Annotated in this window: 26 protein-coding genes; 13 read left to right on the top strand and 13 right to left on the bottom strand. The window is 38.7% G+C overall.

Translation table 11 applies throughout. The annotated features are described in order from the left end of the window. Nucleotides 1-99 precede the first annotated feature (99 nt). Genes ABLB98_RS14180 through ABLB98_RS14170 form a run of 3 tightly spaced genes read left to right on the top strand, consistent with a single transcriptional unit; the run spans nucleotide 100 to nucleotide 3,115 of the window. Complete coding sequence (locus ABLB98_RS14180; RefSeq protein ID WP_174560483.1) at nucleotides 100-330, top strand: AlpA family transcriptional regulator; 231 nt, start codon at nucleotides 100-102, stop codon at nucleotides 328-330. Next, entirely contained in the window at nucleotides 330-638 is a 309-nt protein-coding gene (locus ABLB98_RS14175; protein ID WP_174560482.1) for a CHC2 zinc finger domain-containing protein, read from the top strand. The genes ABLB98_RS14180 and ABLB98_RS14175 overlap by 1 nt, the downstream gene beginning before the upstream one ends. Next, nucleotides 635-3,115 carry a DUF927 domain-containing protein gene (locus ABLB98_RS14170; protein ID WP_348883318.1) on the top strand — a complete coding sequence of 827 codons (2,481 nt, stop codon included), beginning with the start codon at nucleotides 635-637 and terminating at the stop codon, nucleotides 3,113-3,115. Before ABLB98_RS14175 ends, ABLB98_RS14170 begins: the two co-directional genes overlap by 4 nt. Before the next feature lie 191 nt (nucleotides 3,116-3,306). Here ABLB98_RS14170 and ABLB98_RS14165 read toward each other — a convergent pair whose 3' ends face one another. The 4 genes from ABLB98_RS14165 to ABLB98_RS14150 form a co-directional block, all read right to left on the bottom strand. Beyond that, a complete protein-coding gene (locus ABLB98_RS14165) occupies nucleotides 3,307-3,780 on the bottom strand; it encodes a hypothetical protein (RefSeq protein WP_348883317.1) in 474 nt (157 codons plus the stop codon). Nucleotides 3,781-3,800: 20 nt separating this feature from the next. Next, entirely contained in the window at nucleotides 3,801-4,181 is a 381-nt protein-coding gene (locus ABLB98_RS14160) for a hypothetical protein (RefSeq protein ID WP_348883316.1), read from the bottom strand. 110 nt (nucleotides 4,182-4,291) lie between these two features. Next, entirely contained in the window at nucleotides 4,292-4,798 is a 507-nt protein-coding gene (locus ABLB98_RS14155; protein WP_348883315.1) for a hypothetical protein, read from the bottom strand. 82 nt (nucleotides 4,799-4,880) lie between these two features. Next, entirely contained in the window at nucleotides 4,881-5,333 is a 453-nt protein-coding gene (locus ABLB98_RS14150; protein ID WP_348883314.1) for a hypothetical protein, read from the bottom strand. A 557-nt stretch (nucleotides 5,334-5,890) separates the two neighbouring features. Between ABLB98_RS14150 and ABLB98_RS14145 the strand changes: the two genes are divergently transcribed. After that, nucleotides 5,891-6,226: a hypothetical protein gene (locus ABLB98_RS14145; RefSeq protein ID WP_256413827.1), complete on the top strand. Its 336-nt coding sequence runs from the start codon at nucleotides 5,891-5,893 to the stop codon at nucleotides 6,224-6,226. A 74-nt stretch (nucleotides 6,227-6,300) separates the two neighbouring features. Here ABLB98_RS14145 and ABLB98_RS14140 read toward each other — a convergent pair whose 3' ends face one another. Continuing rightward, nucleotides 6,301-7,482, bottom strand: a complete 1,182-nt coding sequence (locus ABLB98_RS14140; protein ID WP_087547921.1) for a PilT/PilU family type 4a pilus ATPase — start codon at nucleotides 7,480-7,482, stop codon at nucleotides 6,301-6,303. A gap of 442 nt (nucleotides 7,483-7,924) precedes the next feature. Here ABLB98_RS14140 and ABLB98_RS14135 point away from each other — a divergent pair, with 442 nt between their 5' ends. Further along, nucleotides 7,925-8,623, top strand: coding sequence for a DsbC family protein (locus tag ABLB98_RS14135; RefSeq protein WP_348883313.1), 699 nt, complete (start codon nucleotides 7,925-7,927; stop codon nucleotides 8,621-8,623). Between the two features lie 59 nt (nucleotides 8,624-8,682). Here the strand turns inward: ABLB98_RS14135 and ABLB98_RS14130 are convergent, their stop codons facing one another. The 3 genes from ABLB98_RS14130 to guaD form a co-directional block, all read right to left on the bottom strand. Next, the gene (locus ABLB98_RS14130; protein WP_004660536.1) at nucleotides 8,683-8,934 is read right to left on the bottom strand and encodes a GlsB/YeaQ/YmgE family stress response membrane protein; all 252 of its coding nucleotides are present in this window, start codon (nucleotides 8,932-8,934) and stop codon (nucleotides 8,683-8,685) included. Between the two features lie 172 nt (nucleotides 8,935-9,106). Beyond that, nucleotides 9,107-9,634, bottom strand: a complete 528-nt coding sequence (gene hpt / locus ABLB98_RS14125) for a hypoxanthine phosphoribosyltransferase (protein WP_087537326.1) — start codon at nucleotides 9,632-9,634, stop codon at nucleotides 9,107-9,109. Between the two features lie 224 nt (nucleotides 9,635-9,858). Continuing rightward, nucleotides 9,859-11,175, bottom strand: a complete 1,317-nt coding sequence (guaD, locus tag ABLB98_RS14120; RefSeq protein ID WP_348883312.1) for a guanine deaminase — start codon at nucleotides 11,173-11,175, stop codon at nucleotides 9,859-9,861. 186 nt (nucleotides 11,176-11,361) lie between these two features. Here guaD and ABLB98_RS14115 point away from each other — a divergent pair, with 186 nt between their 5' ends. After that, nucleotides 11,362-11,835 (top strand): hypothetical protein, encoded by a 474-nt coding sequence (locus tag ABLB98_RS14115; RefSeq protein ID WP_087537324.1) that lies wholly within the window; start codon nucleotides 11,362-11,364, stop codon nucleotides 11,833-11,835. Between the two features lie 61 nt (nucleotides 11,836-11,896). Here the strand turns inward: ABLB98_RS14115 and ABLB98_RS14110 are convergent, their stop codons facing one another. From ABLB98_RS14110 to ABLB98_RS14095, 4 genes are all read right to left on the bottom strand, one after another. Continuing rightward, nucleotides 11,897-13,057 carry a glutathionylspermidine synthase family protein gene (locus tag ABLB98_RS14110; RefSeq protein WP_348883311.1) on the bottom strand — a complete coding sequence of 387 codons (1,161 nt, stop codon included), beginning with the start codon at nucleotides 13,055-13,057 and terminating at the stop codon, nucleotides 11,897-11,899. Nucleotides 13,058-13,077: 20 nt separating this feature from the next. Further along, complete coding sequence (locus ABLB98_RS14105) at nucleotides 13,078-13,467, bottom strand: hypothetical protein (protein ID WP_348883309.1); 390 nt, start codon at nucleotides 13,465-13,467, stop codon at nucleotides 13,078-13,080. A gap of 192 nt (nucleotides 13,468-13,659) precedes the next feature. After that, entirely contained in the window at nucleotides 13,660-14,616 is a 957-nt protein-coding gene (locus ABLB98_RS14100) for a TerC family protein (RefSeq protein WP_348883308.1), read from the bottom strand. Nucleotides 14,617-14,885: 269 nt separating this feature from the next. After that, nucleotides 14,886-15,836 carry a LysR family transcriptional regulator gene (locus tag ABLB98_RS14095; protein WP_348883307.1) on the bottom strand — a complete coding sequence of 317 codons (951 nt, stop codon included), beginning with the start codon at nucleotides 15,834-15,836 and terminating at the stop codon, nucleotides 14,886-14,888. Nucleotides 15,837-15,942: 106 nt separating this feature from the next. Between ABLB98_RS14095 and ABLB98_RS14090 the strand changes: the two genes are divergently transcribed. The 4 genes from ABLB98_RS14090 to ABLB98_RS14075 are packed head-to-tail and all read left to right on the top strand — an operon-like array spanning nucleotide 15,943 to nucleotide 19,764. After that, entirely contained in the window at nucleotides 15,943-17,175 is a 1,233-nt protein-coding gene (locus tag ABLB98_RS14090; RefSeq protein ID WP_348883306.1) for an acyl-CoA dehydrogenase family protein, read from the top strand. Nucleotides 17,176-17,187: 12 nt separating this feature from the next. Then, a complete protein-coding gene (locus tag ABLB98_RS14085) occupies nucleotides 17,188-18,309 on the top strand; it encodes a phosphotransferase family protein (RefSeq protein WP_348883305.1) in 1,122 nt (373 codons plus the stop codon). After that, a complete protein-coding gene (locus tag ABLB98_RS14080) occupies nucleotides 18,306-19,004 on the top strand; it encodes a histidine phosphatase family protein (protein ID WP_348883304.1) in 699 nt (232 codons plus the stop codon). Before ABLB98_RS14085 ends, ABLB98_RS14080 begins: the two co-directional genes overlap by 4 nt. A 16-nt stretch (nucleotides 19,005-19,020) precedes the next feature. Beyond that, nucleotides 19,021-19,764: an SDR family oxidoreductase gene (locus ABLB98_RS14075; protein ID WP_348883302.1), complete on the top strand. Its 744-nt coding sequence runs from the start codon at nucleotides 19,021-19,023 to the stop codon at nucleotides 19,762-19,764. Between the two features lie 258 nt (nucleotides 19,765-20,022). Here the strand turns inward: ABLB98_RS14075 and mpl are convergent, their stop codons facing one another. Continuing rightward, a complete protein-coding gene (gene mpl, locus ABLB98_RS14070) occupies nucleotides 20,023-21,384 on the bottom strand; it encodes a UDP-N-acetylmuramate:L-alanyl-gamma-D-glutamyl-meso-diaminopimelate ligase (RefSeq protein ID WP_348883301.1) in 1,362 nt (453 codons plus the stop codon). 181 nt (nucleotides 21,385-21,565) lie between these two features. Here mpl and ABLB98_RS14065 point away from each other — a divergent pair, with 181 nt between their 5' ends. The 3 genes from ABLB98_RS14065 to ABLB98_RS14055 all read left to right on the top strand — a co-directional run bounded on the left by ABLB98_RS14065 (nucleotide 21,566) and on the right by ABLB98_RS14055 (nucleotide 23,699). After that, nucleotides 21,566-21,919: a DMT family protein gene (locus tag ABLB98_RS14065; RefSeq protein ID WP_348883300.1), complete on the top strand. Its 354-nt coding sequence runs from the start codon at nucleotides 21,566-21,568 to the stop codon at nucleotides 21,917-21,919. 134 nt (nucleotides 21,920-22,053) lie between these two features. Beyond that, nucleotides 22,054-22,566 (top strand): 5-(carboxyamino)imidazole ribonucleotide mutase, encoded by a 513-nt coding sequence (gene purE / locus ABLB98_RS14060; protein ID WP_004760283.1) that lies wholly within the window; start codon nucleotides 22,054-22,056, stop codon nucleotides 22,564-22,566. Nucleotides 22,567-22,577: 11 nt separating this feature from the next. Further along, nucleotides 22,578-23,699, top strand: coding sequence for a 5-(carboxyamino)imidazole ribonucleotide synthase (locus ABLB98_RS14055; RefSeq protein ID WP_348883299.1), 1,122 nt, complete (start codon nucleotides 22,578-22,580; stop codon nucleotides 23,697-23,699). The last annotated feature ends 308 nt before the right edge of the window (nucleotides 23,700-24,007 follow it).

The raw sequence follows: 24,007 nt of genomic DNA, 5'->3' as shown, positions 1-24,007 counted from the left end.
TATTTTAAAGCTCCAAAGGCATATGTAACCTTATAAAATTGGTTGAAAATTAAAACTTGAAATTTGTCTGAATCTATCGCTAATCCAGAGATGATCCAGATGAATAATATTATTCTTAGTGAAAAAAATCGTTTAATCCGTCGTAAAGAAGTACAGGCCAAGACCGGTTTAGGTGCTTCATCAATTTATGCCCTGATGAAACAGGGTAAATTCCCCCACCCCATACATTTATCCATACGCAGGGTTGCTTGGATTGAATCCGAAGTAGATTTATGGATTGAAGAACGTATTGCTAAAAATCACGATTCAAAAATATGGGGGACTAAATAATGTCCTATCCAAATCATAAAAATCGAAAATATAAATTTAGACTGAACAAAGATCTGCTCCCAAGAGTACCTGAGTATTTATCTGAGCATGGTTTTGAACATGACAGATCGAAAACTTGGTCGATGATACTTTGCCCTTTTCATGATGATACGAATCCGAGTTTGAGTATCAATTTGAATATCGGTTGTTTCAATTGTTTTGCATGTGGAACCAAAGGTGGTGACTTAATTGCATTTCATATGAAATTTAAAAAAATCAGTTTTATCGATGCATGTAAAGATTTAGGCGCTTGGGAAGAATGCAAATGAAAAATACACAATTAATGCATGAGCAGGCTGAAGTTTTTGCACAATCAATTGTTGAAAAACAAAACGGTTTTAAATTTGAATCCGTCTTCCAATATACTGATGAAAATGGCGATGTGATTTACTGGAAGTTAAGGGCTAAAAATCCAGACAATGGACAGAAATTTATACGTTCATTTTCATTGAAAGGCAGTGACTTTATATTGAAAGAACCTGACTTTCATGAGGTCTTCCCACAAGGTAATGGTAGCAAACCATTATATGCGTTATATCGGATCTCAGCCTCAAAAGATCAGCCGATATATGTTGTAGAAGGTGAACAAAAAGCAGATTATTTAAATAAACTTGGTCTATATGCAACCACCACTGGTGGTTGCCAAAGTGTCAGCAAAACAGATTTGAGTCCTTTATTTGGTCGCTCAATTATTGTATGGCCTGATAATGATGAACCAGGATTAAAATTTTTGGATGCTTTGAATGAAGCTGTTCATGAAAAAAATACGTTGGTTTCTGTAATTAAATTGGATGAACTCAATTTAGAAAGCAAAGATGATGTCGTCGATTGGGTAGAGAAACGGGCGGCTATTGGACAGGAAACGTCAATCAAGGATGTTCAAAATCTTATAATAGTTCCATACAATTCGACTGGATTTAAACAAGTTGAAAAAAATAATGAAGCTGAGCTGCATAAGAAAAGTGAGGTTCTAGCCGCCCCTATGCCTCATAAGAATGGTCAGTTTGAGATTACCTCAGATGGTGTACATTATCTAAGAATGCGCGATGGTGAATTGGAATGCTTTTGGTTATCTACACCTGTTTTAATTTTAGCTAAAACACGAGATCAGACCTCAAATGATTGGGGACGATTGCTTAAATGGGTAGATGATGCAAATGTAGAGCACACATGGGCTTTACCTATGGAAACTCTGCAAACTGATGGTGCAGATATGCGTAAAGCACTTGCTCATATGGGAGTAACCCTTTCTACTTCCAGATCCGCTCGAGAATTATTTCAAACGTATATAGCCAACTACCCAGTTGATACATTCGCAAAATGTGTAAACAAAGTTGGATGGCATGATCATCAGTACATTTTGCCCAATAATGTTATTGGTGAAAATAGCAGTGGTGAGTTCATCGTTTATCAATCCACTTACAACGTAATTGATAAATATGTACAAAAAGGTACCTTGAATGATTGGCAGAATAATGTCGCTAAGTATTCTGAAAACCATGATTTTTTAGTTTTGGCTCTGTCTAGTGCTTTTACAGGTCAGTTGCTTGAACCTCTGGGTCGTCATGGAGCTGGCATACATTTCAAAGGTAAATCATCTAAAGGTAAAAGTACCGCCGTTTTTATTGCCTGTTCTGTATGGGGGAATCCTGAGTCGTATTATCATACATGGCGTAATACAAGTAATGCATTAGAACAAACAGCGTTTACGCATAATGATGGCTTACTGGTATTGGATGAAATCGGCGAAATTCCGAACCCTAAAGATCTGGGTAATATTATTTACATGCTAATTAATGGCTCAGGTAAAGGCCGGATGACAAAAAGCCTGACTGTACGCGAGACAGCTCGGTGGAGGCTTGTATTTCTTTCCAGTGGTGAAAAAACATTGTCTGAGTTGATGAACGAAGCTGGTCAACAAGCCAAATTGGGGCAGGAAATTCGATTAATTAACATCGATATAGATCAGTCTGAGCATGGTATTTTTGATCAAATTGATTTTTCAGAAAATGCAGCTCAACAAGCATTGTTACTTAATAGTAATATCAAAAAATATTATGGAGTAGCAGGGGCTGCTTGGTTGCAATATTTGACTTCAGATAAAGTTAAAGTAACAGAAATAGCAAATCGCTTACTTGATGAATATGCTCAGGTGTTAATTGGACAGCATAAACAAGGGCATATCATTCGTGTAGCAAACTATTTTGCTTTGGTTGCTGTTAGTGGTGAGATGGCAACAATTGCAGGTATAACGGGATGGAAGTCAGGTACAGCCATTAGATCAGTTCAAAAGGTTTTTAATCATTGGATTGGTAACTTTGAACAAGTTGGTGATTATGAAGATGAAGAAATTTTGAATCAGGTACGTACTTTTTTCACGCTTCATGGTAGTAGTCGTTTTGAGTTGATTAACACTGAATTTAGTGAGCAGACTAAAGTATTTAATAGAATGGGATTCGTTAAAGTTGAAGCTGATGAACGACAATTTTATGTTTATCCAGAAATTTTTAAACAAGAAATATGTAAGTCACTCAATTCAAAAGTTGTTGCAAAAGTCTTGAAAAAATATGGATGGATTGATACGGATGGTAAGTTGATGACTAAAGTAAAACGTTTACCTGAGTCAGATAAAGTTGCCCGTTTCTATGTTTTTAATGCCAATGTGATGATGAACTTTGATATTGAAGCTAAAAGTGGAATTAAACAAAGTAACAGCAGTAACTTCAGTAACATATTTGAAAAATAAAGGTTTATTTAGTAACACATGATATGACCTAATCGTAACAAGTAACATGCTGTTACTTGTTACGATTTTATTTTAACTAAAGTTACATTTAAATTAATTAAAAATCATATATTTAACAAGAATACAAAGTTACATATTTAATAATTTAGTACTTTTAATTTAGAAACACATTTGTTGAATCTTAGTAAATTTTATTCTTCAGTGACGTCAACATGTGGCATCCAATAATTTAGAATTTTACATTCTTGTAAAGTTGGTACTCCATCTTCTGCTTTACCTGCGATAAGATCGTCAAATATTTTCTTCGCTGGTACTGTATGTTTTTTAAATTGAGGGTAGTAAGCCACTTGGCTTTTATAAAATGAATAAGCTGTACTGAGAGCTGAATACATATCACAGGCATAGGCTGTCTTCATATCTTGCTCTGTAGGGTTTTTGAGCCTGTCAATAGCTCTGGTAACAGCATGCCCCTGCCCTTCTTTTGTTTCTCTTAAGATTTCTGTAATAAAAATGATGGCTTGATTTAATTCTTGATCTGTTAATTTTCTATCTTTCCAAAAATGATTTTCATAGAACATATTTGATCTTAAATCATACTCATTTGTAGCATTTGACAAAGTACAAAATGAGAATATGAATGGAAGGCTAACAAGTATTTTTTTCATGAGTTATTCCTTTTTGCTTATCAATAATCCCAGCCCCCATTCCTGTTGATAGCACTGAAGAAATCTTTTTTAATTTTTTGACATGTTGATTGTGAGTAATTTGCTGCATATCGTTTCTGTAATTTACTTAAATCTGATGCACTAAATTCTGTTTTAAATGCATTTTCTTCATTCCAGACATTCATTCTTATCATGGTGTTTAACATTTTAACATTCATAGGATTACTACAAACGGTTTGGAGTTTAGGATTACTACAATCAATTTTGATATAGTCATAGCTTTCCAAAGAGTTTTGATAATTACGATTAACAACCTTTTGTTCAGCAGTAGATAAACAGGTTGCAGCATTTAATCCTGTTGAAGTGAGGGCAAGACATAAAAGCATTGATTTAATTTTCATAAAGTACCTATTTGATATTTTTGATAAGACCTAAATAATTTTATATAAAATCACAGCTAAAACTTTGATTAAAGTCATTGTGATTTGCTAGAGAAAAGAAATTTAAAAATTTAGTTCTGACGACCTAGATTTAGTGGAAATAATTCCTGTTCATTTACCCCACCACCATTACCATATTTGTATTTCACTTCGTTATCACGTTGATCATATAGATTGTTATCAAAACCATTCATTTCCACACGTTCTACTTGTCGAGGTTGATAAGGATCAGGTTGTAAATTGTCTAAATAGTTCGCAGCATTTTGGGCTTCATCTGAAGTCATAAAAGCCCCTAATCTATTGATCTGTTGTTCAGTAGGCATTTCCGGTTTTCTTGCATTTTTACGTGTAGTATCAAGCCTTTGCTGATATTCACGATTTTGGCGTTCAGCTTCTAATCTTGCGCTAGATTCTGCTTGATACTGATTAATTTTTTGCTGACCCTGTGCTAAGTGATTGATAACTCTTTGTCTTTCTTGAAGTAGTAGGCTCGTATCAGCATCAATATTAGTAAGAGGAGAGACAAAGATACATACTAAGATCATTTTCTTCAATAAATGAGTGGTTATATTTTGCATGTTTCTACTTTTAAATTTTTAATAATCATAATTTTATCAATGAAACTTTAAAATAACAATGAAGTTATTAGATATAATTTCTTTAAAACAGGATGTAATACAGAATTAAGCCAAAAATCAATAATCCCAATATAATAAAAAGAGCTCTAAGAATATGATGAGCAAATTTAAACCCTATGAAAAGAGAGATTATAAATGCAATTGCTAAAGCTGATTTAGATATTGAAGTATCTAAGTTCCAATCAAATAAATAAAGTAAAGGAATTGCAAAGACTGTAAAAGTAGCGAGTATAGATATCCAAATTAAAGTTGGAGTAGTTGCATCAAAGGTAGATTCTTGAATATTTGATTCACTTCCTAATACATGATAACTAGTGGGACTTAGATTACAGTTAGCATCTGAGCTTGCATAATTTCGGTCACAATATATACATCTATTAGGACCATCATCTACTACATGTGTTCCAATAGGACTGTTTCTACATCCTTGACCAGCTACTACTTTCCATCCATCACAATAAAAACATTTCGCCATTTCTATTTTCTTGTCTTTTAAAGTATTTTTTGTAATATAATGTATTTAACAACAAAATAAAACAATCGTTTTATCATTAAAGAGGGTATGTTATGAAAATATTATTCGGTGTTATTTGGTTGCCAATCAAGATTCTTCTTGTAGTGTGTGGTGGGAGGAAAGTACCACTTTTAAAAGGTCTTATTGATGGAATTGACTCTACTTTAAAATAATTTAGTCACCTATTAGGCACTTACTTTAATTGATTTTTATAAACTATTGATTTTTATATAAGTAAGTTTGTAAATTATGTTCTGTATTGGAAAGTAATTTTTAAAAGTTTAAAATTTTATATAGGCATTAAGAATATCTTCTTAGTGCTTTTTTTGTAGAATTTATTGTGTATTTTATACCAAATAAAGAATTAATTTTTTAGATTAATAAAAATTATTAATTAGTTTCATTATTTTGCTTATGCTTATATAGCTTTAATTTATCTTGTGAATATAAATTAATATATTTTAAAATTGGTAATGATAAACTGATTAAATTCTAAAATGAATATTAGGTTATATACCGTGAACTATTTTATTTTGACTGTGTTTTTTTGTATGTTTTCGACATTTATTTATGCGAAAACAGAGATTTATCAATGTAAAGAGAATGGATCTGTTATATTCCAATCCAAACCTTGCAAAGGTACAGGTCAGACTGTAGCTGATAAGGTTAAAGAACAACAACAAGCAAAAGAACGTAAACTTGCTGAAATTCAGGAAAAAGAAAAACTTTTACAAGAGAGATTAAAGCACCAGCCGAAAAAAGAAGTTGGTTTTAAAGCAACTATCATAAATTTTAAGAATAAAATGATTCGTTATTGGCATGCTTTAAAGAAGAAATTTTCAATTGATTCCTAAAATATTGAATATAAATCTTTAGATTTTAAAAAAACAGCCTAAATAATTCCTATTATTTAGGCTGTTTTTTTTGTTTAAATGCCTTGCATTTCTTGCTCTTCAGAGTCTTCTTTCAGCATATTTAAAGAAGTTGCTGCACTAGCTGGAACTCCTTCTTGACGAGTACTTTTTAGCTTGATTTGTAAGCGTAACTCATTCAAGGAATCAGCATTACGTAACGCTTCATCATAACTAATTGCGCCTTCGTTATATAAATCGAATAAGGCTTGATCAAAAGTTTGCATACCTAATTCACGAGACTTGGTCATAATTTCTTTAAGATTATGAAATTGACCTTTTAAGATATTTTCTGCAATTAATGGTGTATTCAGTAGAATCTCTACGGCTGCACGACGACCTTGACCATCTTGAGTACGGACCAAGCGTTGAGAAATAATCGCTTTCATATTAGATGAAAGATCCATCAGCAATTGATTACGGCGTTCATCTGGAAAGAAGTTCATGATCCGATCTAATGCTTGATTGGCGTTGTTGGCATGTAAAGTTCCTAAACATAAATGCCCAGTTTCAGCAAAAGCAATGGCATGTTCCATGGTTTCAGTATCACGGATTTCACCAATCAAAATCACATCAGGTGCCTGACGCAATGTATTTTTTAAAGCATGGTGCCAAGTATGGCAATCTACACCGACTTCTCTGTGGGTAATCATTGATTTTTTATGTTTATGAACATATTCGACTGGATCTTCGACCGTAATAATATGTCCTGCTGAGTTTTCATTACGATGGTCAATCATGGCCGCTAATGACGTAGATTTACCTGACCCCGTACTTCCTACGACTAATACTAAGCCACGTTTTTCCATCATGACATTTTTCAATGATTCTGGGAGTTTGAGCTTTTGGAAGGTTGGGATTTCTGACGTAATGGTTCGGATAACCATGCCGATTTGTAGTTGTTGCTTAAATACATTGACACGAAAGCGTGATACTTCTGGAATATTAATTGCGAAATTACATTCCCATTCATTTTCAAATTCTTGGCGTTGCTTTTCATTCATTAAGCTATATGCAAATAGCTTAGTTTTTTCTGGGGTTAAAGTTTGCTGACCTAAAGGACGCATTAAACCTTGGAGTTTAATACTCGGTGGAAAGTCTGCTGTAATGAATAAATCTGAGCCGCCATATTCAACCACTTTGGTCAACATATGAAACATAAACGTTTTGGCTTCTTCTAATAATTCCGCGTTATACATGGATGTACCTAAATTTTAAGACAAGACTAGATTGAGTCAGATAGTGTGAAGTTAAAACTAATCATGCAAAGGAAAACATATCCTTGTTTCTTTAAAATGAAGTTTCAAAAGTTCTGTAAGTCATTTCATGGCTTTTCATTCACGCTGAACGAGATTACCAAAGTTGCCTTGCTGATTGTGATTGGATTATTCCAAAAATAAACCCATCGATCTAGTTTGATTTTTATTTATTATATGAATATCAATACAATGTGAGAATTTTTGTCATTTTTTTACCAAAACGAGCTTTTTTATCTTTGATTTGAAACCACTTTAAAAAAAAAGATGTTCCACGTGAAACATGACGATGATTGGTTGGCTTTTGGTTGTGACTGAGTAAGCTGTGCAATTTATGAGGATAAGCCTGATTAAAATAGCACTAATTTTGAGTTGAGTATGAGACATGTTGAAAAGAATCGCTTTATTTTCATTATTGAGTTGCACGTCTGCGACGATTTTTGCAAATGTAGAAACCTTAAAAAATAATTTAAATCAGCAATATCCCAATATTCATGTTAGCAATATTCAACCAACAGAAATGACAGGACTATATAGTGCCAATTTAGACAATCAGATTATTTATTTGGATGAAAATGCCCAACATATGTTTATTGGTTCGATGGTTCGTTTAAAAGATCAAAAGAATCTGACCAAGGACTTGGTTCTAAAGCAAAATTCAATTGACTGGAAACAATTACCTTTAAAAGATGCAATAAAAACGGTAAAGGGCAATGGTAAACAGCAGCTCGCTATTTTTTCAGATCCGAATTGCCCCTATTGTAAGAAATTAGAAGCTGAACTGGATAAGCTCAATGATGTCACCATTTATACGTTTATCTACCCACTAAAAGCACAATCGATTGCGGTCTCAAAATCGATTTGGTGTGATCCTAATCAAGCTTATGCGTGGAAAAACCTATTGCAGAAGAATGTACAGCCTAAAGAAAAAACTTGTACTAATCCGATTGATCGCAATCTAGAATTAGGGAAAAAATTAGGTATAGAAGGAACGCCAACGCTGATATTCGGGAATGGTCTGAAAATGGTTGGCGGGCGGAGTGCTGAAGACATTCGGATGATTTGGAAAGAACTCGGTTTATAAATAAAAAATGCCCAATGCATTGTAATAAAATGATTTGGGCATTTTTAATTTATTTTGTTTTAACTTTTCTTGGTGACCAAGTTGTAGATGAACAAAATAATAATGGCACCAATGACCGATGCGATAAAGCCAGCCGCTGAGTTTTCACCATATAATCCAAGTAAGCGACCGCCATATGTTGCTAATAATGAACCTGCAATCCCTAATAAGGTGGTAACAATAAATCCTGCTTTATCTTCACCAGGATGCAACGCACGGGCAATTAAACCTGCAAAAAAACCGACCACAATCGCTACAATGAGAGACCACATGACCTTTTCTCCTTGTTTTACCATAGTATTTGTTTGTTACTATCCTGCTCGATTTAGCCTAACTCTGTCTGTAGTGGATTACTGAGTTATGTCGTATTTTTGTGCAATCTTTATCGTGCTTTGATTAACAAGCTAGAATAAAAAAGGCGCTTTAAAGCGCCTTTATAATTGATCAAAGACCGATTTCACCGATAAAGGGTAAGTGACGATACTTTTGATCGAAATCTAAACCGTAACCGACAATAAAGCGATCTTCGACTTCAAAACCTAAGAATTTTACTTCTAAATCAATCTCACGGCGTGAAGGTTTGCTTACCAAAGTACAAAGTTCAATTGAGTTTGGATTACGGGTTTTGAGCATTTCAACGACTTTGCTTAAGGTATTGCCTGAATCAATAATATCTTCAACAACAAGCACATCTTTACCGTGAATCTCACCATCAAGATCTTTTAAAATTTTGACATCGCGGGTTGAAACCGTCCCGCCACCATAGCTAGACACAGTCATAAAATCGAGTTCATGTGGTTTTTCGATTGAACGGCATAAATCTGCCATAAAAATGACTGAGCCACGCAGTAAGCCAATCAATACCAGCTCTTTATCACTTTGAGCATAGTGTGCATTGATCTTTTCACCAAGTTCTTTGACTTTGGCTTGAATCTCTTCGCTCGAAATCATAATGCGCATTGCAATGGTCATCGGTAGATTCCTAAAACTTAAAAAAGGGAAAATAAAAAAGGTGTTGACCTGCAACACCTCGTAATCTTGAGCTAATGTGGCAATTTTAAAACAAAATCAGATTTCATGCACCTTTTGATGATGAAGAAAATGTTTCATTTTGAGCAGATGTACTGTCACGTTTCAGTAGCACCGCAGATCCAATAGCCAACAATAAAATTCCAAACTTTTGTTTGTTTAAAATTTTAGTTTTGACTATAGGCTTTTTGTCCATAGATATAGGTTGCCTCGACATTTCGATCATCCCCCATGGTAAATAATGCAAATAGACTATCTTCAAGTGATTTGGAACGTGACTGACGTAATTGTTGCAGTGCGGTTGGTTTAATATTTAACACCACAAAATCGGCTTCTTTACCGACGTTGAAATTGCCTAGCTTGTCATCTAAGTCTAACGCTTTTGCGCCACCTAAGGTCGCATGATACAGCGATTCGTAAGCTGATAATTTGTCACCCTGAAGCTGTTGAACTTTGTAAGCCTCATTGACAGTTTGTAATAAACTGAAAGAGGTTCCTGCCCCAACGTCAGTTCCCAATCCAACTTTAACTTGCTGCTGCCATGTTTTGTTCAGCGGAAATAAGCCACTACCCAAAAATAAATTTGAGGTTGGACAGAACGCAATTGCAGAGTCGGTCTCATGCATACATTGCCATTCAGCATCTTCTAAATGAACGCAGTGAGCAAATACAGAACGCTGACCCGTTAAGCCATAATCATGATAGACATCTAAATAACCCTTTTGTGCTGGGAATAAATCTTTAACCCATGCAATTTCATCTTTATTTTCGCTTAGATGTGTATGTACATAAACATCAGGATATTCAGCTTTGAGTTGCCCTGCTCTTTCAAGTTGTTCAGGTGTAGAGGTTGGAGCAAAACGTGGTGTGATGGCATATAACGCACGACCTTGACCATGCCACTTCTCAATGAGTGCCTTAGAGTCGTCATAGCTGCTGTCTGCGCTATCACACAGAGCTTCAGGGGCATGACGATCCATCATGACTTTACCTGCAATTAGACGCATCTGATGCTGTTCTGCGGCTTCAAATAAAGCATCTACTGATTCAGGATGAACCGTACAAAATACCAGTGCAGTGGTTGTGCCATTTTTAAGCAGTTCATTCACAAAAAACTTGGCGATCTCGCTCGCATAAGCTTTGTCTTTAAACTGGATTTCAGTTGGGAACGTATAAGTGTTTAACCAGCTCAAAAGCTGTTCGCCGTAAGCACCGACCATTTCCGTTTGTGCAAAGTGAATATGCGTATCGATCATGCCTGGGATGATCAGTTGCTCTGGATAATGCTGAATATCAACGTTTGCAGGTAGATGGTCTTGAGCGTCGTTCCACGTGCCAAACCAGCGAATTTTGCCTTGTTCTGTGATGATGACACCATCTTCGAGATAACGGACTTGATCGGCAATTTCACTCGCTTGGGAAACGGTTTTTTGAATATCTAAGAAGCGACCACGAATAACTGTGATGGGAGTAGCCAAAGTCATAACAACCTACCAATTTATTTTTTCGATTGATTGTACTCGATTTTGCTCGTTTTACTGGATTATTCGTCTAATTTAAGTATAGAAAGCCGAGCGAGGTATGAGTAATTGATTGGATCAATTCACTTTACTTTTCGGTGTAAATACGTAAATTGTCAGCAATAATGATACTTCTTGAGAAAAATACACATGTATTATTGGAATACCAAAGCTTTAGCGCATGAGTTGGCTGAAGATACTCTAAGTAAACAACATTATAAAAACTATTATCTCGCAGCGGCATTGGTGGTGAGTGCGGTGTACTATTACGGTATGTATTCGCCTTATTCTGATATTCGAGTGATTGGGATTGAAGCTGCATTGACCCTACTGATTATGCTGATTGGGATTCAACGGACTTATCAAGCCAATGGTGCTGATCAAGGTATCCATTTCTTAAATCGGGTCACGGCGTTGTCCTTTCCTATTTTGATGCAAAATACTGTGTTTGGCATTGTTTTTGGGCTGGTTTTATTGGGAGTTTATCAATATTTTGGTTTAGCGCAAACCGCATTTGAAATGTGGTACGAATGGTGTGTTTCGGCTTTTACCATTTTTCTGCAAATTTTATTTTTCACTCGCTTAGTGTCTTATATGAAACGTGTGGCAGCACATACGATTTAAACTTGATACGGTCAGGATGTATGTCATTAAATCCTGACCGATTGATGATTGTTATCTAGATTTACTCTATAAAATAATGCGCGGCAAAATGGGCATCATTGCCAATAATGTCGTAGCAGTCCTCACGAATCGACATGCCTGCACACTGATGTCCGACCATCCATAACCCCAGTGTCGGTAACTGACCAGCAAACAATGGAGTCTCTACCCATTTTTGTACCACATAACCATATTTATCGTAATCATCAAAATAGAAACTACCAGAAGCAGCCCCTTGATCCTGACCATTCTGCAACACTCGGATATTCGCCCCTTCCCTTGCTAATATCGGTTTTTTGACCCATTTGCCAGAGAATTTTTGCTGGGGATCAAAATGATGGGTCTCAACTAAAAGTGGGTGATTTGGATAGCGTTTCCAAAGCTCCACTAAAATCGCTTTATTGGAGAGCAGCATTTTCCAACATGGTTCGATCCAATTCGATTGCGGACTCAGATATTGAGAGAATGATTCTTCCCAAATCCATTCCCAAGGATATAACTTGAATAGGTTTTGAATGGGTCGATTATTCAGATCAACAAAACTCTGTCCATTCCAGCCAATATTTTCCATTGAAAGTTCAGAAACTTGTAGATGCGCTTGAAAAGCGGTATCCATCAGGTATTCCAGATTGCCCCAATCTTCCCGCCCTGCTTCCTGACAGGCGGCAAAATGCACATAGCTACCTCTTGGCAGAATGGTTCGCCAACGCTTAATCAAGTCCTCGTGAATACTGTTAAACTGATCTCGATTCGAAATCCCAGATACTTGTTCGATCCATAGCCATTGTGCTACTGATGCCTCTAACAGTCCTGTGGGAGTATCAGCATTGTATTCCAGCATTTTGACATGGCGCCCATCATAGGCAAAGTCAAAGCGTCCATACAGCATCGGCGCATTTTGTCGCCAAGACTGCTCGATTTGTGCAATTGCAGCAACTGGAATCTGGAAATAATCAGGATAATTACCGCGTTGAATCAAATCACTTGTCACAGCTAAACACATTTGATGCAGTTCATTAGCTGCATCTTCAAGCTGTTCAATTTGCTTCAGTGTAAATTCGTAGGCAATTCCTTCTGACCAGTAAATTGAGCCATCCAGTGAGGGTAAATTAAAATAATCGAAACCAATTTTTTGGTGTTCGAGTTGCCAGTCTGTGCGGGGTGCTAATATTTTTCTTTTCATCTTGAGTTTCAGTCTTTTAATTAGCCGCCAAATGATGAGCCGCCACGACCGAAACCGCCACGAATAGGTGATGATACAGAAGAGCGTTTTGCAGTGGTTGAAATTGAAGGTTGTCCCACACTGAGATTGGTATGTGGTCTCAAGGTGTTGCCTTTAAAAGAGACTTCACGATTATGTTGATAATATTGTGGTCCTAAATAATGCCCAGAACCAAAACCACCATAATAGCGAACGCCAGCAGTAGAACTTCCGCTTCCTGAGCCATTTTCTTCTTCACAAGTTTCAGTATTCCAGTCTGTTGCACAATCATATTGATTGTTATAAACATCTTGTACTAGCGGCCCATCATTATGGCTGCAAGCACTCAGTAACAATGGCACAACTACAAGATTAATTTTTTTAGAACGCATGAGACCCCACTCATTTTAATTTGCTTGATCGACATAAATATGTGAGCAAGTCTTGTTTATTATGTTTCTGATTAGGAAAGATAAAAGCTTTAAGCCGCCATATGATATTGATCTGTTTTTTTAATGTACAGTCTATTTTTATGATTTAACTGTTCAGGCACCTGAATTTATCAAATGCCTGAATTCAACTGATTAAGATTGCAACTGCTTTTTATTATGACGTAATGATAGATAAGCGGTGATACTGAGTACCAGTACGATAAAGCCCAATGAAATCCAGATTGGCATGTGGAACACATCCAGCAATAACATTTTCGCACCGATGAACAGTAAGATAATGCCCAGACCATACGGTAGGTAATGCAGTTTGGTTGCGGCACCAGCCAACAGGAAGAACATTGCACGTAAACCCAAAATCGCCATTAAGTTCGCTGTTAATACAATGAACGGGTCACTGGTTACCGCAAAAATCGCAGGAATAGAGTCAACCGCGAAAATAACATCAGATGCTTCAACTAAGATTAAAACTAAAAATAAAGGTGTTGCCCATAACACGCCATTTTGACGGACGAAAAATTTATTACCTTCAAGTTGAGGGGTAATACGCATGTGTTTGCGTAACCATTTCAGTAATTTAATATCTTCAATATTGGTTTCTTCGTCTTGACCTTTCAGGAATTTAAAACCTGTATAAACAAGGAATGCACCGAAAATATAAAGTACCCAAGAAAATTCTTGTACGAACCAAGCCCCAATAAAGATAAAGATGGTTCTTAAAACAATTGCACCTAATACACCATAAAGTAAGATTTTACGTTGCAATGCAGGTGGAATTACAAAAGCTGCGAAGATCATCAGCCAAACGAAGACGTTATCAATTGCTAGTGATTTTTCCAGTAGATAACCTGCGAAGTATTCCATGGTTTTTTGATTCGCAAGGGTGAGTCCTACTGTTTGCTGTAGATAGAGCCACAAGCCCCCACCAAATAGCACTGCCACAGTGACCCAAGCAATACTCCAGTAAGCGGCTTGCTTGATTGGAACATCTTGGTTTTGTTTTTGTTTAAAGCCTAAAAAATCGACCAAAAGCATGACTGTGACAAGGCCGAAGAATACGACATACAGCCATAGATTACCGATAGTTTCCATCACAACTCCATATCTAGCAACTGGGCATAAAAAAACCTTGACCAGTTGCCAGATGAATAAATACATCTGTTTCAACATGATCAAGGTCTTGCCTACATCACAAATCGATTGCGATGCTCAGAGTCCGACTTTTTGCAAAGTGTAATGACGAAGCTCTGACACCTAAGTATTTTAACTACACTACCTAGGTTTGGAGGAGGCTACTCCCCTTGTCAAACGAATTTTGTATGGATGATGACATCCAAATGTAGCTATAGAATTACACACTTTTAAACAATGTGCAAATCTTCATCAAATAAATTGTGATTAAAAATCTTTAGGATTTCGTTGCGTAAAAATTGATGTCGAGGATTGTGTTTTACGTGCTCATGCCAATACATACCCATATTGATTTTGGGTAATTCAATCGGAAGTGCATGAATCTGTAAATCTTTTGAATAGTGTAGATGTTTTAGAATACTTTGTGGAATAGTCAGTATTGCATTTGGGTGCTGCGCTAAGACCTGTAAAGCTGTTGCATAATGCTGGCAGCGTAGAAAAATTTGCCGAGACAATTGTTGCCGATTAAGATAAATATCTTCCAATAATAACCCCGTACGCCGTGATGACACACCAATATGCGGTGATGATAAATAGAGCGATAAATTCATTTTAGTTTGCTGTGTGCAGACCACAAAATGGTCTTCAATCAGGTTTTCAAACTGTAAATGAGCTTGATACGGTTGCACCAGATCAATCACAAAATCAATTTGTTGAGCTGACAAATCAGCCAACATATTTTTACGATCTAACTTAGAACTCAGAAACTGAATATCAAGATTGAGTTGAGCAAAATGATGAACTAATTGAGGAAAAATAATGGGTTCGATTTCATCATGAATCGCGATTTTTATACTTTGTAGCATGCTCGGCCTAAAATCTTGCTGAGGCATAGCAATCTTTTGAATACTCAATAAAGCCATTTGAATCGGCTGATAAATCTGCTCAGCATAAGGCGTAGGCAGCATTTTTTGCCCACTACGCACAAACAGCTCATCTTTAAGTTGTACACGTAAACGCTGCAAGGCGTGGCTGACCGCAGATTGGCTGATACACAACAATTGGGCAGCTTTGGAAATGCTCTTTTGTTCAAAAATCGCAATAAACAACGGATATAAATTAATATCAATACGATGAAAGTGAGCCACTTCCAATGGGCTATTATTATGAATCTGATTCATAGTTTTGAATAAAATAAAATCATTTCATTCATAATAAATTTTCGCTTATGGTGATGTAAAGCAGCGAATTCAGTTTCGCCACATATTTACCTTGAGGGAAATGATGATGTTTGCATTATCTGAACGTGCACAGGATTTTATCGCGCGAACACAAGCTTTTATTCAACAAGAAATAGAACCGATTGAAAAAGCATTTTGGGATGAAGTGCATCAACTTAATGTCGATGGTGACTGGACCAAATGGCAGTGGCCAGCTCAACTCGAACAACTCAAAACCAAAGCCAAAGCAGCAGGCTTATGGAATATGTTCTTGCCTGATGCTGAACTAGGTGCTGGTTTATCGGTTCAGGAATATGCGCATATTGCCGAACTGACTGGACGTAGCTTACTTGCACCCACCGTATTTAACTGTAATGCACCTGATAGCGGCAATATGGAAGTGTTATGGCGCTATGGTAGCGAGGCACAAAAACAGCAATGGTTGCAACCTTTGCTTGCAGGAGAAATCCGTTCAGTGTTCTGTATGACTGAACCCGCCGTGGCTTCCAGTGATGCCACTAATATGCAAGCCACGGCAGTGATTGATGGTGATGAAATCGTCCTGAATGGGCGTAAATGGTGGTCATCGGGCTTGGGTGATCCCAATGCCAAAGTGATTATCTTCATGGCTTATACCCCTGACGAGAGCAAAGACCGTCATCATCAACATTCGATGGTCTTAGTACCGATTGACACGCAAGGCGTGACGATTGAAAGAATGTTGCCTGTGTTTGGTGATTACGATGCGCCACATGGACATGGGCAAGTTAGTTTTGACAATGTACGTGTACCTGTCGGCAACTTTATTGGTGGTGCAGGACAAGGTTTTGAAATTGCACAAGGGCGTTTAGGGCCTGGGCGAATCCATCATTGTATGCGTTGTATCGGTGCTGCTGAAAAAGCCTTAGAACTGATGATTGATCGTGGTATGTCCCGAAAAGCCTTTGGCAAAGAATTATTAAAGTTGGGTGGGAATTTAGAACGTGTGGCAGAAGCCCGTGTGCAAATCGACCAAGCCCGTTTATTAACGCTGTATGCGGCTTACAAGATGGACACTTTAGGTAATATGGCGGCACTCACCGAAATTTCTGCAATCAAAGTGGTTGCACCAACCGTATTGCAAAATGTGGTGGATATGGCGATTCAGATTCATGGCGGAGAAGGTGTATCACGCGATACTCCGCTGACAGGATTTTTCAATCAAGCACGCAGTTTACGTTTAGCTGATGGACCAGACGAAGTACATAAGGGCATGATTGCTAAACTAGAACTCAAAAAACGTGGCTATGGTCGTGGATAAGGATATAAGAAAATGGCAGTGATTGATGTGGGTGGTCAGGTTCGGCATGGCGAAGAACTGGATATTTCCGCAGTGGAAACGTGGTTAAAAGACCAAGGTATAAATCTACAAGGACAGGCACAAGTCACCCAATATTCGGGGGGTGCATCGAATTGGACTTATCGCCTGCAATATGACAATGCAGATCTAATTTTACGCCGTCCACCGAAAGGCACCAAAGCCAAATCAGCACATGATATGGAACGTGAATACAATGTGCAGAAGCATCTTGCGCCGTTCTACCCTGTCCTGCCTGAAATGATGGCACTGTGTCAGGACGAGAGCGTAATTGGCTGTGACTTCTATGTGATGAAACGGATCGAGGGTATTATTCCACGCGCCAATTTACCGAAAGAATTACAGTTAGATGAGCAACAGGTACAGCAATTGTGCCTGAATGTTCTAGATAAATTGATCGAGCTGCATCAAGTGCCGTATCAAGGTACAGAATTGCAACAACTGGGCAAAGGTGAAGGTTATTGTCGCCGTCAAGTCGAAGGTTGGGATGCACGTTATAGCAAAGCCCTCACACCGAATGTGCCTGATTTTGCTTTTGTGCGTGAGTGGTTATTGGAACATATCCCTGCCGATGCTAAAACTTGCGTGATTCATAATGACTGGCGTTTTGATAATGTCATTTTAGATCCACAACAACCGACTCAGGTGATTGGGGTGCTAGATTGGGAAATGGCAACACTCGGTGATCCATTGATGGATTTGGGCAGTGCCCTCGCCTACTGGATTCAAGAGGATGATGATGCGCTGATGAAATCAAGCCGCCGTCAACCGACCAATTTAAAAGGTATGCTGACACGTCAACAGGTGGTGGATTACTATCTGGAAAAAACAGGTTTGCAACCAACGAATTGGGCTTTTTATGAAGTGTTTGGTTTGTTCCGTTTAGCTGTGATTGCGCAACAGATTTATTATCGTTATTACCATCAGCAAACTGATAATCCCGCCTTTAAGGATTTTTGGATTTTGATTCATGCCTTACATATTCGGGCTTTAAAACTGATAGCCCAAAACAATCCGCAAGCACGTCCATTGATTGCTGAATATGCTGCAAAACTACAGGATATTTTAAAACGATGAGCACAATTTATTTGGTGCGACATGGGCAAGCGTCGTTTGGCGCAGCGAGCTACGATCAGCTTTCAGCTAAAGGTGAACAACAGGCACAGGTTGTGGGTGATTTTTTTAAACAAACCCTAAAACAAACGCCTTTAGTGGTTGCAGGTTCAATGCAACGTCATCAGCAGACGGCGCAACTCGCTTTATCGCAAAGTTTCCATAATGCATCCATTCAAACCGAATCGGCGTGGAATGAGTTTGATCATCAGCATGTCTTTGCTCAATATGAACCACGTTTTAATCGGCCTGAATTGCTGAAACAGGATGTTGAACTGGTTGCTAATCCACGTGCTTATCTGGCCAAAATCTTTGATGGTGCGATTGACCGCTGGATTGGAGCGCAATATGACCATGAATATCATGAGACTTGGTTAGGCTTTCAGACCCGTGTAGAAACTGCTTTGCAAACCCTGTGTGAGCATCTTGATGCGACACAACAGCGTCAAGCCGTGGTATTTAGTTCAGGTGGCGTGATTTCTGTGGCGGTAGGTAAAGTATTAGGTCTGGATGCTAAACAGATTTTTGCACTGAACTGGTCCATCGCCAATGCCAGTATCACCACGCTGCGTTGGGTGGATGGGCGTTTGCAGTTACTCAGTTTTAATGAGCATCATTATTTAAAAACACGTGATGCTGAACTTTTAACATGGATTTAAAAAATAGGTGGCAGGCATGGCAAAGACCATTTTAATTACAGGGGCAAGCTCGGGTTTGGGCGCAGGTATGGCGCGTGAGTTTGCTGCCAAAGGCTATAATCTTGCGTTGTGTGCACGGCGGCTGGAACGTTTGGAAACACTCAAACAAGAGCTACAAAGCCAGTTTTCGATTCGGGTGGGGATTAAGATGCTGGATGTGACCCATTACGATGATGTGTTTACGGTTTTTAAAGCCTTTCAGCAAGAATTTGGAACGATTGACCGAATTATTGTCAATGCAGGTGTGGGTGAAGGTCGCCGTATCGGTAAGGGTCATTTTGATGTAAACCGCGCTACGGCTGAAACCAATTTTATTTCGGCATTGGCGCAATGTGAAGCCGCGGTTGAAATCTTTAGAGCGCAAAATAAAGGGCATTTGGTGGTGATTTCCTCGATGAGTGCAATGCGTGGTTTACCAAAGCATTTATCGACCTATGCCGCGAGTAAAGCCGCGGTGGCGCATTTGGCTGAAGGGATTCGTGCCGAGTTGTTGAATACGCCAATTAAAGTCTCAACGATTTTCCCAGGTTATATTCGCACTGAATTGAATGAAGGTGCCAAGAAATTACCGTTTGAAGTGGATGAGAAAACTGGAAGTAAGGCTTTGGTGAAAGCGATTGAGAAGGAACCCGTGAAGGCGTATGTGCCGCAGTGGCCGTGGTTACCAATGGCAATTGCAATGAAAATTTTGCCTTTAAAACTGGTAAATAAATTGAGTTAATTACAATAAATGGATTGGATATGTTTCATTTGGAAAAGGCTGCACAGCCTCATATAGACTGAATAGGTTTAATTGTTTTTTATAGGCATTTCCTTACTTTTCATGGGTGAGGAGTTTACTCCGCAAGGTAACAAAAATCCTTTGTTGAGCAGAGGGTACGTCCATGTAACCCCTGCTCAACGGGCAGCATCCATGCCGCCTGTCACGGTAGTAAATACCGTGACAAGATTGAATTATGAAAGTGTGCTATAGGCTAGATTACGACAAAGCCGTAATCAACTTTTGGTGTAATCCACCAAAACCACCATTCGACATAATCACCACAGCATCGCCCTCACCTGCTTCATTCACCACACGGGCAATGATCTCATCTAAAGAGCGGCTGACTTCGGCCTTGTTTGATGAAGCGGCAATCACAGGCTGTAAATCCCAGTCCAAGCCCTCTGGTTGATACCAGATCACTTCATCGGCCAATCGTGCAGAGTGTGCCAAACCATCTTTATGGCTGCCCATACGCATGGTATTAGAGCGTGGCTCAATGATCGCCCACAGTTTACGTTCGCCTAGACGTTTACGTGCGCCGTCCAGCGTGGTTTCAATCGCAGTTGGGTGATGAGCAAAATCATCATAGACTTCGATACCACGCACCCTACCTAACAGCTCCATACGGCGTTTAACGCCACCGAAGTTGGATAAGGCTTCACAGGCTTGTTCAATCGTTACACCGACATGCTGCGCTGCAGCAATGGTGGCTAAAGCATTGGCAACACTATGCTGACCCGTCATATTCCATTTCACTTCGCCAATTACTTTGCCATGTTCAAGCACGTTAAAATGGCTGCCATCGGCACTAACCAATTCAGCAGATAAAGCGGCTTGGTCATTTGGCTCAAGACTGGTACGAACCACAGGCGTCCAGCAGCCCTGTTCTAGCACTTCATCAATATTGGTTTCAGTAATCGGCGCAATAATACGACCTTCACTTGGAATGGTACGCACTAAATGGTGAAACTGTTTTTGAATGGCAGCGAGGTCATCAAAGATGTCGGCATGATCAAATTCAAGGTTATTTAAAATCGCAGTTTTTGGATGATAGTGAACGAACTTAGAACGCTTATCGAAGAAGGCAGAATCATACTCATCGGCTTCTACACAGAAATATTTTCCACCACCTAAACGCGCGCTCTCACTAAAACCCAGTGGTACGCCACCAATCAAAAAGCCAGGGTTTAAACCTGCCTGATCCAGCACCCAAGCCAGCATGGTCGTGGTTGTGGTTTTGCCATGTGTCCCCGCCACACCAAGTACATGCTTGCCCTGCAAGACATGATCTGCCAAAAACTGTGGGCCAGAAATATAAGGCAGGCCTTCATTTAACATGTATTCAATCGCATCAATACCACGTTTCATGGCATTACCGACGATCACAAGGTCAGGATGCGGTTGTAAATGGCTACGGTCATAGCCCTGCATCAATTCAATACCTGCATTTTCCAGTTGAGTCGACATGGGTGGATAAACATTGGCATCTGAACCTGTGACTTTATGTCCTAAATCTCGTGCTAACAGAGCCAAAGACCCCATAAATGTGCCACAAATACCCAAAATATGCAGATGCATGTTGTATCTCGCTTTATTCATTCACGTAAAACGTGTGTTATGCAGTTAAAAATTTGCCTCAAAAGATAGCAAGGCTGACATTGAAAAGATAGTCAAAATTCGTTGTTGTTCTTTACTTATAATGACGTTGAGGAATGATAAAATTCCAGTATTTTTAAAATATTATTTTGCAAAGGACATTATGTTGAGCTTCCCTCTGCTGGCGTTATGCCTATTGATCATTTCTAACTGTTTTATGACTTTGGCATGGTATGGGCATCTTAAAATTTTACACGATGCCCCGCTTTGGCAAGCGATTTTGTTTAGTTGGTGTATTGCCCTGCTGGAATACAGTTTTATGATTCCTGCAACTAAACTATTAAATCAACAGGGTTGGAGTTTGGGCGAAATGAAAATCACCCAAGAAGTTGTTACGCTGATTGTGTTTGTGCCCTTTATGATTTTTCTGTTTAAACAACCATTCAAGTTGGATTATGTCTGGGCGATGTTTTGCTTAATGGGCTGTGTCTATTTTGTGTTCCGTAACCAGAGCTAATTTTGGGGGATCAGTAAAAATGTTCTTTAGTTGGGGATGCCTGAAAAAACCGCTATAATATTTGCCAATTGATTCCTTTGTGCTTGGCGTAAGTCGAGACATTTCCCTATTTTTATCATGTTTTGGAAAAGCCAATGAATGCGGTCGCAACAGATAGCCAACCTTTAGTCGGGATTATCATGGGTTCTCAATCCGATTGGGCAACCCTTGAACATACCGCTAATATGCTCAAACAATTGGGTGTTCCTTTTGAAGCTGAGGTGGTTTCTGCGCACCGTACGCCAGATCGTTTATTTGAATATGCTGAAACAGCACGTGATCGTGGTATTCAGGTGATTATTGCAGGTGCGGGTGGCGCGGCGCATTTACCGGGGATGTGTGCTGCTAAAACTGATTTACCTGTGCTTGGCGTGCCTGTTAAATCTTCAATTTTAAATGGCGTTGACTCATTGCTTTCGATTGTACAAATGCCAGCGGGTATTGCTGTGGGAACACTGGCAATTGGTCAGGCAGGTGCAACCAATGCGGCAATTCTTGCAGCGCAAATTCTAGGTTTAACCCGCCCAGATATTGCTAAAAATGTGGCTGATTTCCGCACAGTTCAAACCGAAAAAGTATCGAACAATAACATTCCTGGTCAAGTATAACGGGGCCAATCATGAATAAAACCATCGGTATTTTTGGTGGTGGACAGCTTGGGCGCATGATGGCGCAAGCAGCTTTACCACTCAATATTCAATGTAGCTTTTTCGAAGCCGAAACAGACTGCCCAGCAGCTATTTTAGGTCCTGTATTTTCAAGTAAAAATCCAGAAGCACTACAAGATTTCATCGCAAGTGCCGATGTATTCAGTCTTGAATTTGAAAATACGCCTGTTGCTGATGTAGATGTTTTGACCCAAACCAAAACACTGCACCCTCCTCGCCTTGCTTTGGCGACAGCACAAAATCGCTTGGCAGAAAAAAGTTTGTTTGACGAACTCGGTATTCCAGTTGCACCGTATCGTGCTGTGGATAGCTTAGAGAGCTTAAAGCAAGCCGTGGCTGAACTGGGATTACCTATCGTATTAAAAACCGTAACAGGTGGCTACGATGGTAAAGGTCAGTTCGTATTACGTTCTGAAGATCAAATTGATACAGCTTGGGCTGAATTAGGGCCTGCCAAAAGCTTGATTGCAGAAAGTTTTGTGAAATTTAGCCGTGAAGTATCCATTATTGCGGTGCGTGGACAGGATGGTGATGTTAAAACTTGGGCACTTGCTGAAAACCACCATCACAATGGCATATTGTCACACTCAATCGTTCCTGCACCAAATAGCACAGATTTACAACCAGTTGCACAAGACTATATTACTCGGTTGTTGAATCATCTTAATTATGTGGGTGTACTTACACTTGAATTATTCGTGACTGAACAAGGGCTTTATGCCAATGAAATGGCATGTCGTGTTCATAATTCAGGACATTGGTCGATTGAAGGTGCGATTTGCTCGCAGTTTGAAAATCATATCCGTGCAGTAGCAGGCTTGCCGCTAGGAGCAACCGATATTGTGCGTCCAACAGTGATGATCAATATCATTGGTCAACACCCTAAATCAGAAGATGTTTTAGCACTCAAAGGTGCGCATTTACATCTTTATAATAAGTCTGAGCGTGCAGGTCGTAAGTTGGGCCATATCACACTGATGCCGAATGACCGTGATGATTTAACCGACTTGTGTCGTCAGTTGGCGAAGATTTTACCAGTTCCATTAGCACTGACAGATGATATGAATCTCTAAACTTACCCACATTATCTAAAAGCGATCTTTGGATCGCTTTTTTATTGCGTATGATTTTTTGAATTTAAAGTTTTAAATTCAAAAATGTGCGATACCATTTTTGGAGTGCTGTGGATAACTTTAAGCTGGGCTTTTGAATTTAAAATAGTATGAAAAATTTGAATTTAAATTGTGCTGGGTTGTTGAGTGTTGTGGTTTAAATTCAAAAATATGCATTTTTTAAAATTAAAACCAAAGGTGTTGCTGTGTTTTGAATTTAAATTTTGAGGCTGTGGATATCTATTTTTGATTTTAATTTTATGAAATGT

It is taken from the genome of Acinetobacter yuyunsongii (genome assembly GCF_041021915.1).
In the GTDB taxonomy this organism is placed as follows: Bacteria; Pseudomonadota; Gammaproteobacteria; order Pseudomonadales; family Moraxellaceae; genus Acinetobacter.
The sequence above is the reverse complement of the archived record's forward strand: the minus strand, read 5'-3'. Positions and strand labels throughout refer to the sequence as shown.

What these genes read in the sequence shown, in the direction of transcription:
- ABLB98_RS14130 (WP_004660536.1), bottom strand. Translation starts at nt 8,934, where the DNA reads ATGTGGTCTCTCATTGTAGCGATTGTGGTCGGTTTTTTTGCAGGTTTA.
- hpt (WP_087537326.1), bottom strand. Translation starts at nt 9,634, where the DNA reads ATGACCATTGCAATGCGCATTATGATTTCGAGCGAAGAGATTCAAGCC.
- ABLB98_RS14140 (WP_087547921.1), bottom strand. Translation starts at nt 7,482, where the DNA reads ATGTATAACGCGGAATTATTAGAAGAAGCCAAAACGTTTATGTTTCAT.
- ABLB98_RS14150 (WP_348883314.1), bottom strand. Translation starts at nt 5,333, where the DNA reads ATGGCGAAATGTTTTTATTGTGATGGATGGAAAGTAGTAGCTGGTCAA.
- ABLB98_RS14175 (WP_174560482.1), top strand. Translation starts at nt 330, where the DNA reads ATGTCCTATCCAAATCATAAAAATCGAAAATATAAATTTAGACTGAAC.
- guaD (WP_348883312.1), bottom strand. Translation starts at nt 11,175, where the DNA reads ATGACTTTGGCTACTCCCATCACAGTTATTCGTGGTCGCTTCTTAGAT.
- ABLB98_RS14085 (WP_348883305.1), top strand. Translation starts at nt 17,188, where the DNA reads ATGGCAGTGATTGATGTGGGTGGTCAGGTTCGGCATGGCGAAGAACTG.
- ABLB98_RS14055 (WP_348883299.1), top strand. Translation starts at nt 22,578, where the DNA reads ATGAATAAAACCATCGGTATTTTTGGTGGTGGACAGCTTGGGCGCATG.
- ABLB98_RS14080 (WP_348883304.1), top strand. Translation starts at nt 18,306, where the DNA reads ATGAGCACAATTTATTTGGTGCGACATGGGCAAGCGTCGTTTGGCGCA.
- ABLB98_RS14090 (WP_348883306.1), top strand. Translation starts at nt 15,943, where the DNA reads ATGTTTGCATTATCTGAACGTGCACAGGATTTTATCGCGCGAACACAA.
- ABLB98_RS14160 (WP_348883316.1), bottom strand. Translation starts at nt 4,181, where the DNA reads ATGAAAATTAAATCAATGCTTTTATGTCTTGCCCTCACTTCAACAGGA.
- ABLB98_RS14105 (WP_348883309.1), bottom strand. Translation starts at nt 13,467, where the DNA reads ATGCGTTCTAAAAAAATTAATCTTGTAGTTGTGCCATTGTTACTGAGT.
- purE (WP_004760283.1), top strand. Translation starts at nt 22,054, where the DNA reads ATGAATGCGGTCGCAACAGATAGCCAACCTTTAGTCGGGATTATCATG.
- ABLB98_RS14115 (WP_087537324.1), top strand. Translation starts at nt 11,362, where the DNA reads ATGTATTATTGGAATACCAAAGCTTTAGCGCATGAGTTGGCTGAAGAT.
- mpl (WP_348883301.1), bottom strand. Translation starts at nt 21,384, where the DNA reads ATGCATCTGCATATTTTGGGTATTTGTGGCACATTTATGGGGTCTTTG.
- ABLB98_RS14165 (WP_348883317.1), bottom strand. Translation starts at nt 3,780, where the DNA reads ATGAAAAAAATACTTGTTAGCCTTCCATTCATATTCTCATTTTGTACT.
- ABLB98_RS14100 (WP_348883308.1), bottom strand. Translation starts at nt 14,616, where the DNA reads ATGGAAACTATCGGTAATCTATGGCTGTATGTCGTATTCTTCGGCCTT.
- ABLB98_RS14180 (WP_174560483.1), top strand. Translation starts at nt 100, where the DNA reads ATGAATAATATTATTCTTAGTGAAAAAAATCGTTTAATCCGTCGTAAA.
- ABLB98_RS14075 (WP_348883302.1), top strand. Translation starts at nt 19,021, where the DNA reads ATGGCAAAGACCATTTTAATTACAGGGGCAAGCTCGGGTTTGGGCGCA.
- ABLB98_RS14065 (WP_348883300.1), top strand. Translation starts at nt 21,566, where the DNA reads ATGTTGAGCTTCCCTCTGCTGGCGTTATGCCTATTGATCATTTCTAAC.
- ABLB98_RS14170 (WP_348883318.1), top strand. Translation starts at nt 635, where the DNA reads ATGAAAAATACACAATTAATGCATGAGCAGGCTGAAGTTTTTGCACAA.
- ABLB98_RS14135 (WP_348883313.1), top strand. Translation starts at nt 7,925, where the DNA reads ATGTTGAAAAGAATCGCTTTATTTTCATTATTGAGTTGCACGTCTGCG.
- ABLB98_RS14095 (WP_348883307.1), bottom strand. Translation starts at nt 15,836, where the DNA reads ATGAATCAGATTCATAATAATAGCCCATTGGAAGTGGCTCACTTTCAT.
- ABLB98_RS14110 (WP_348883311.1), bottom strand. Translation starts at nt 13,057, where the DNA reads ATGAAAAGAAAAATATTAGCACCCCGCACAGACTGGCAACTCGAACAC.
- ABLB98_RS14155 (WP_348883315.1), bottom strand. Translation starts at nt 4,798, where the DNA reads ATGCAAAATATAACCACTCATTTATTGAAGAAAATGATCTTAGTATGT.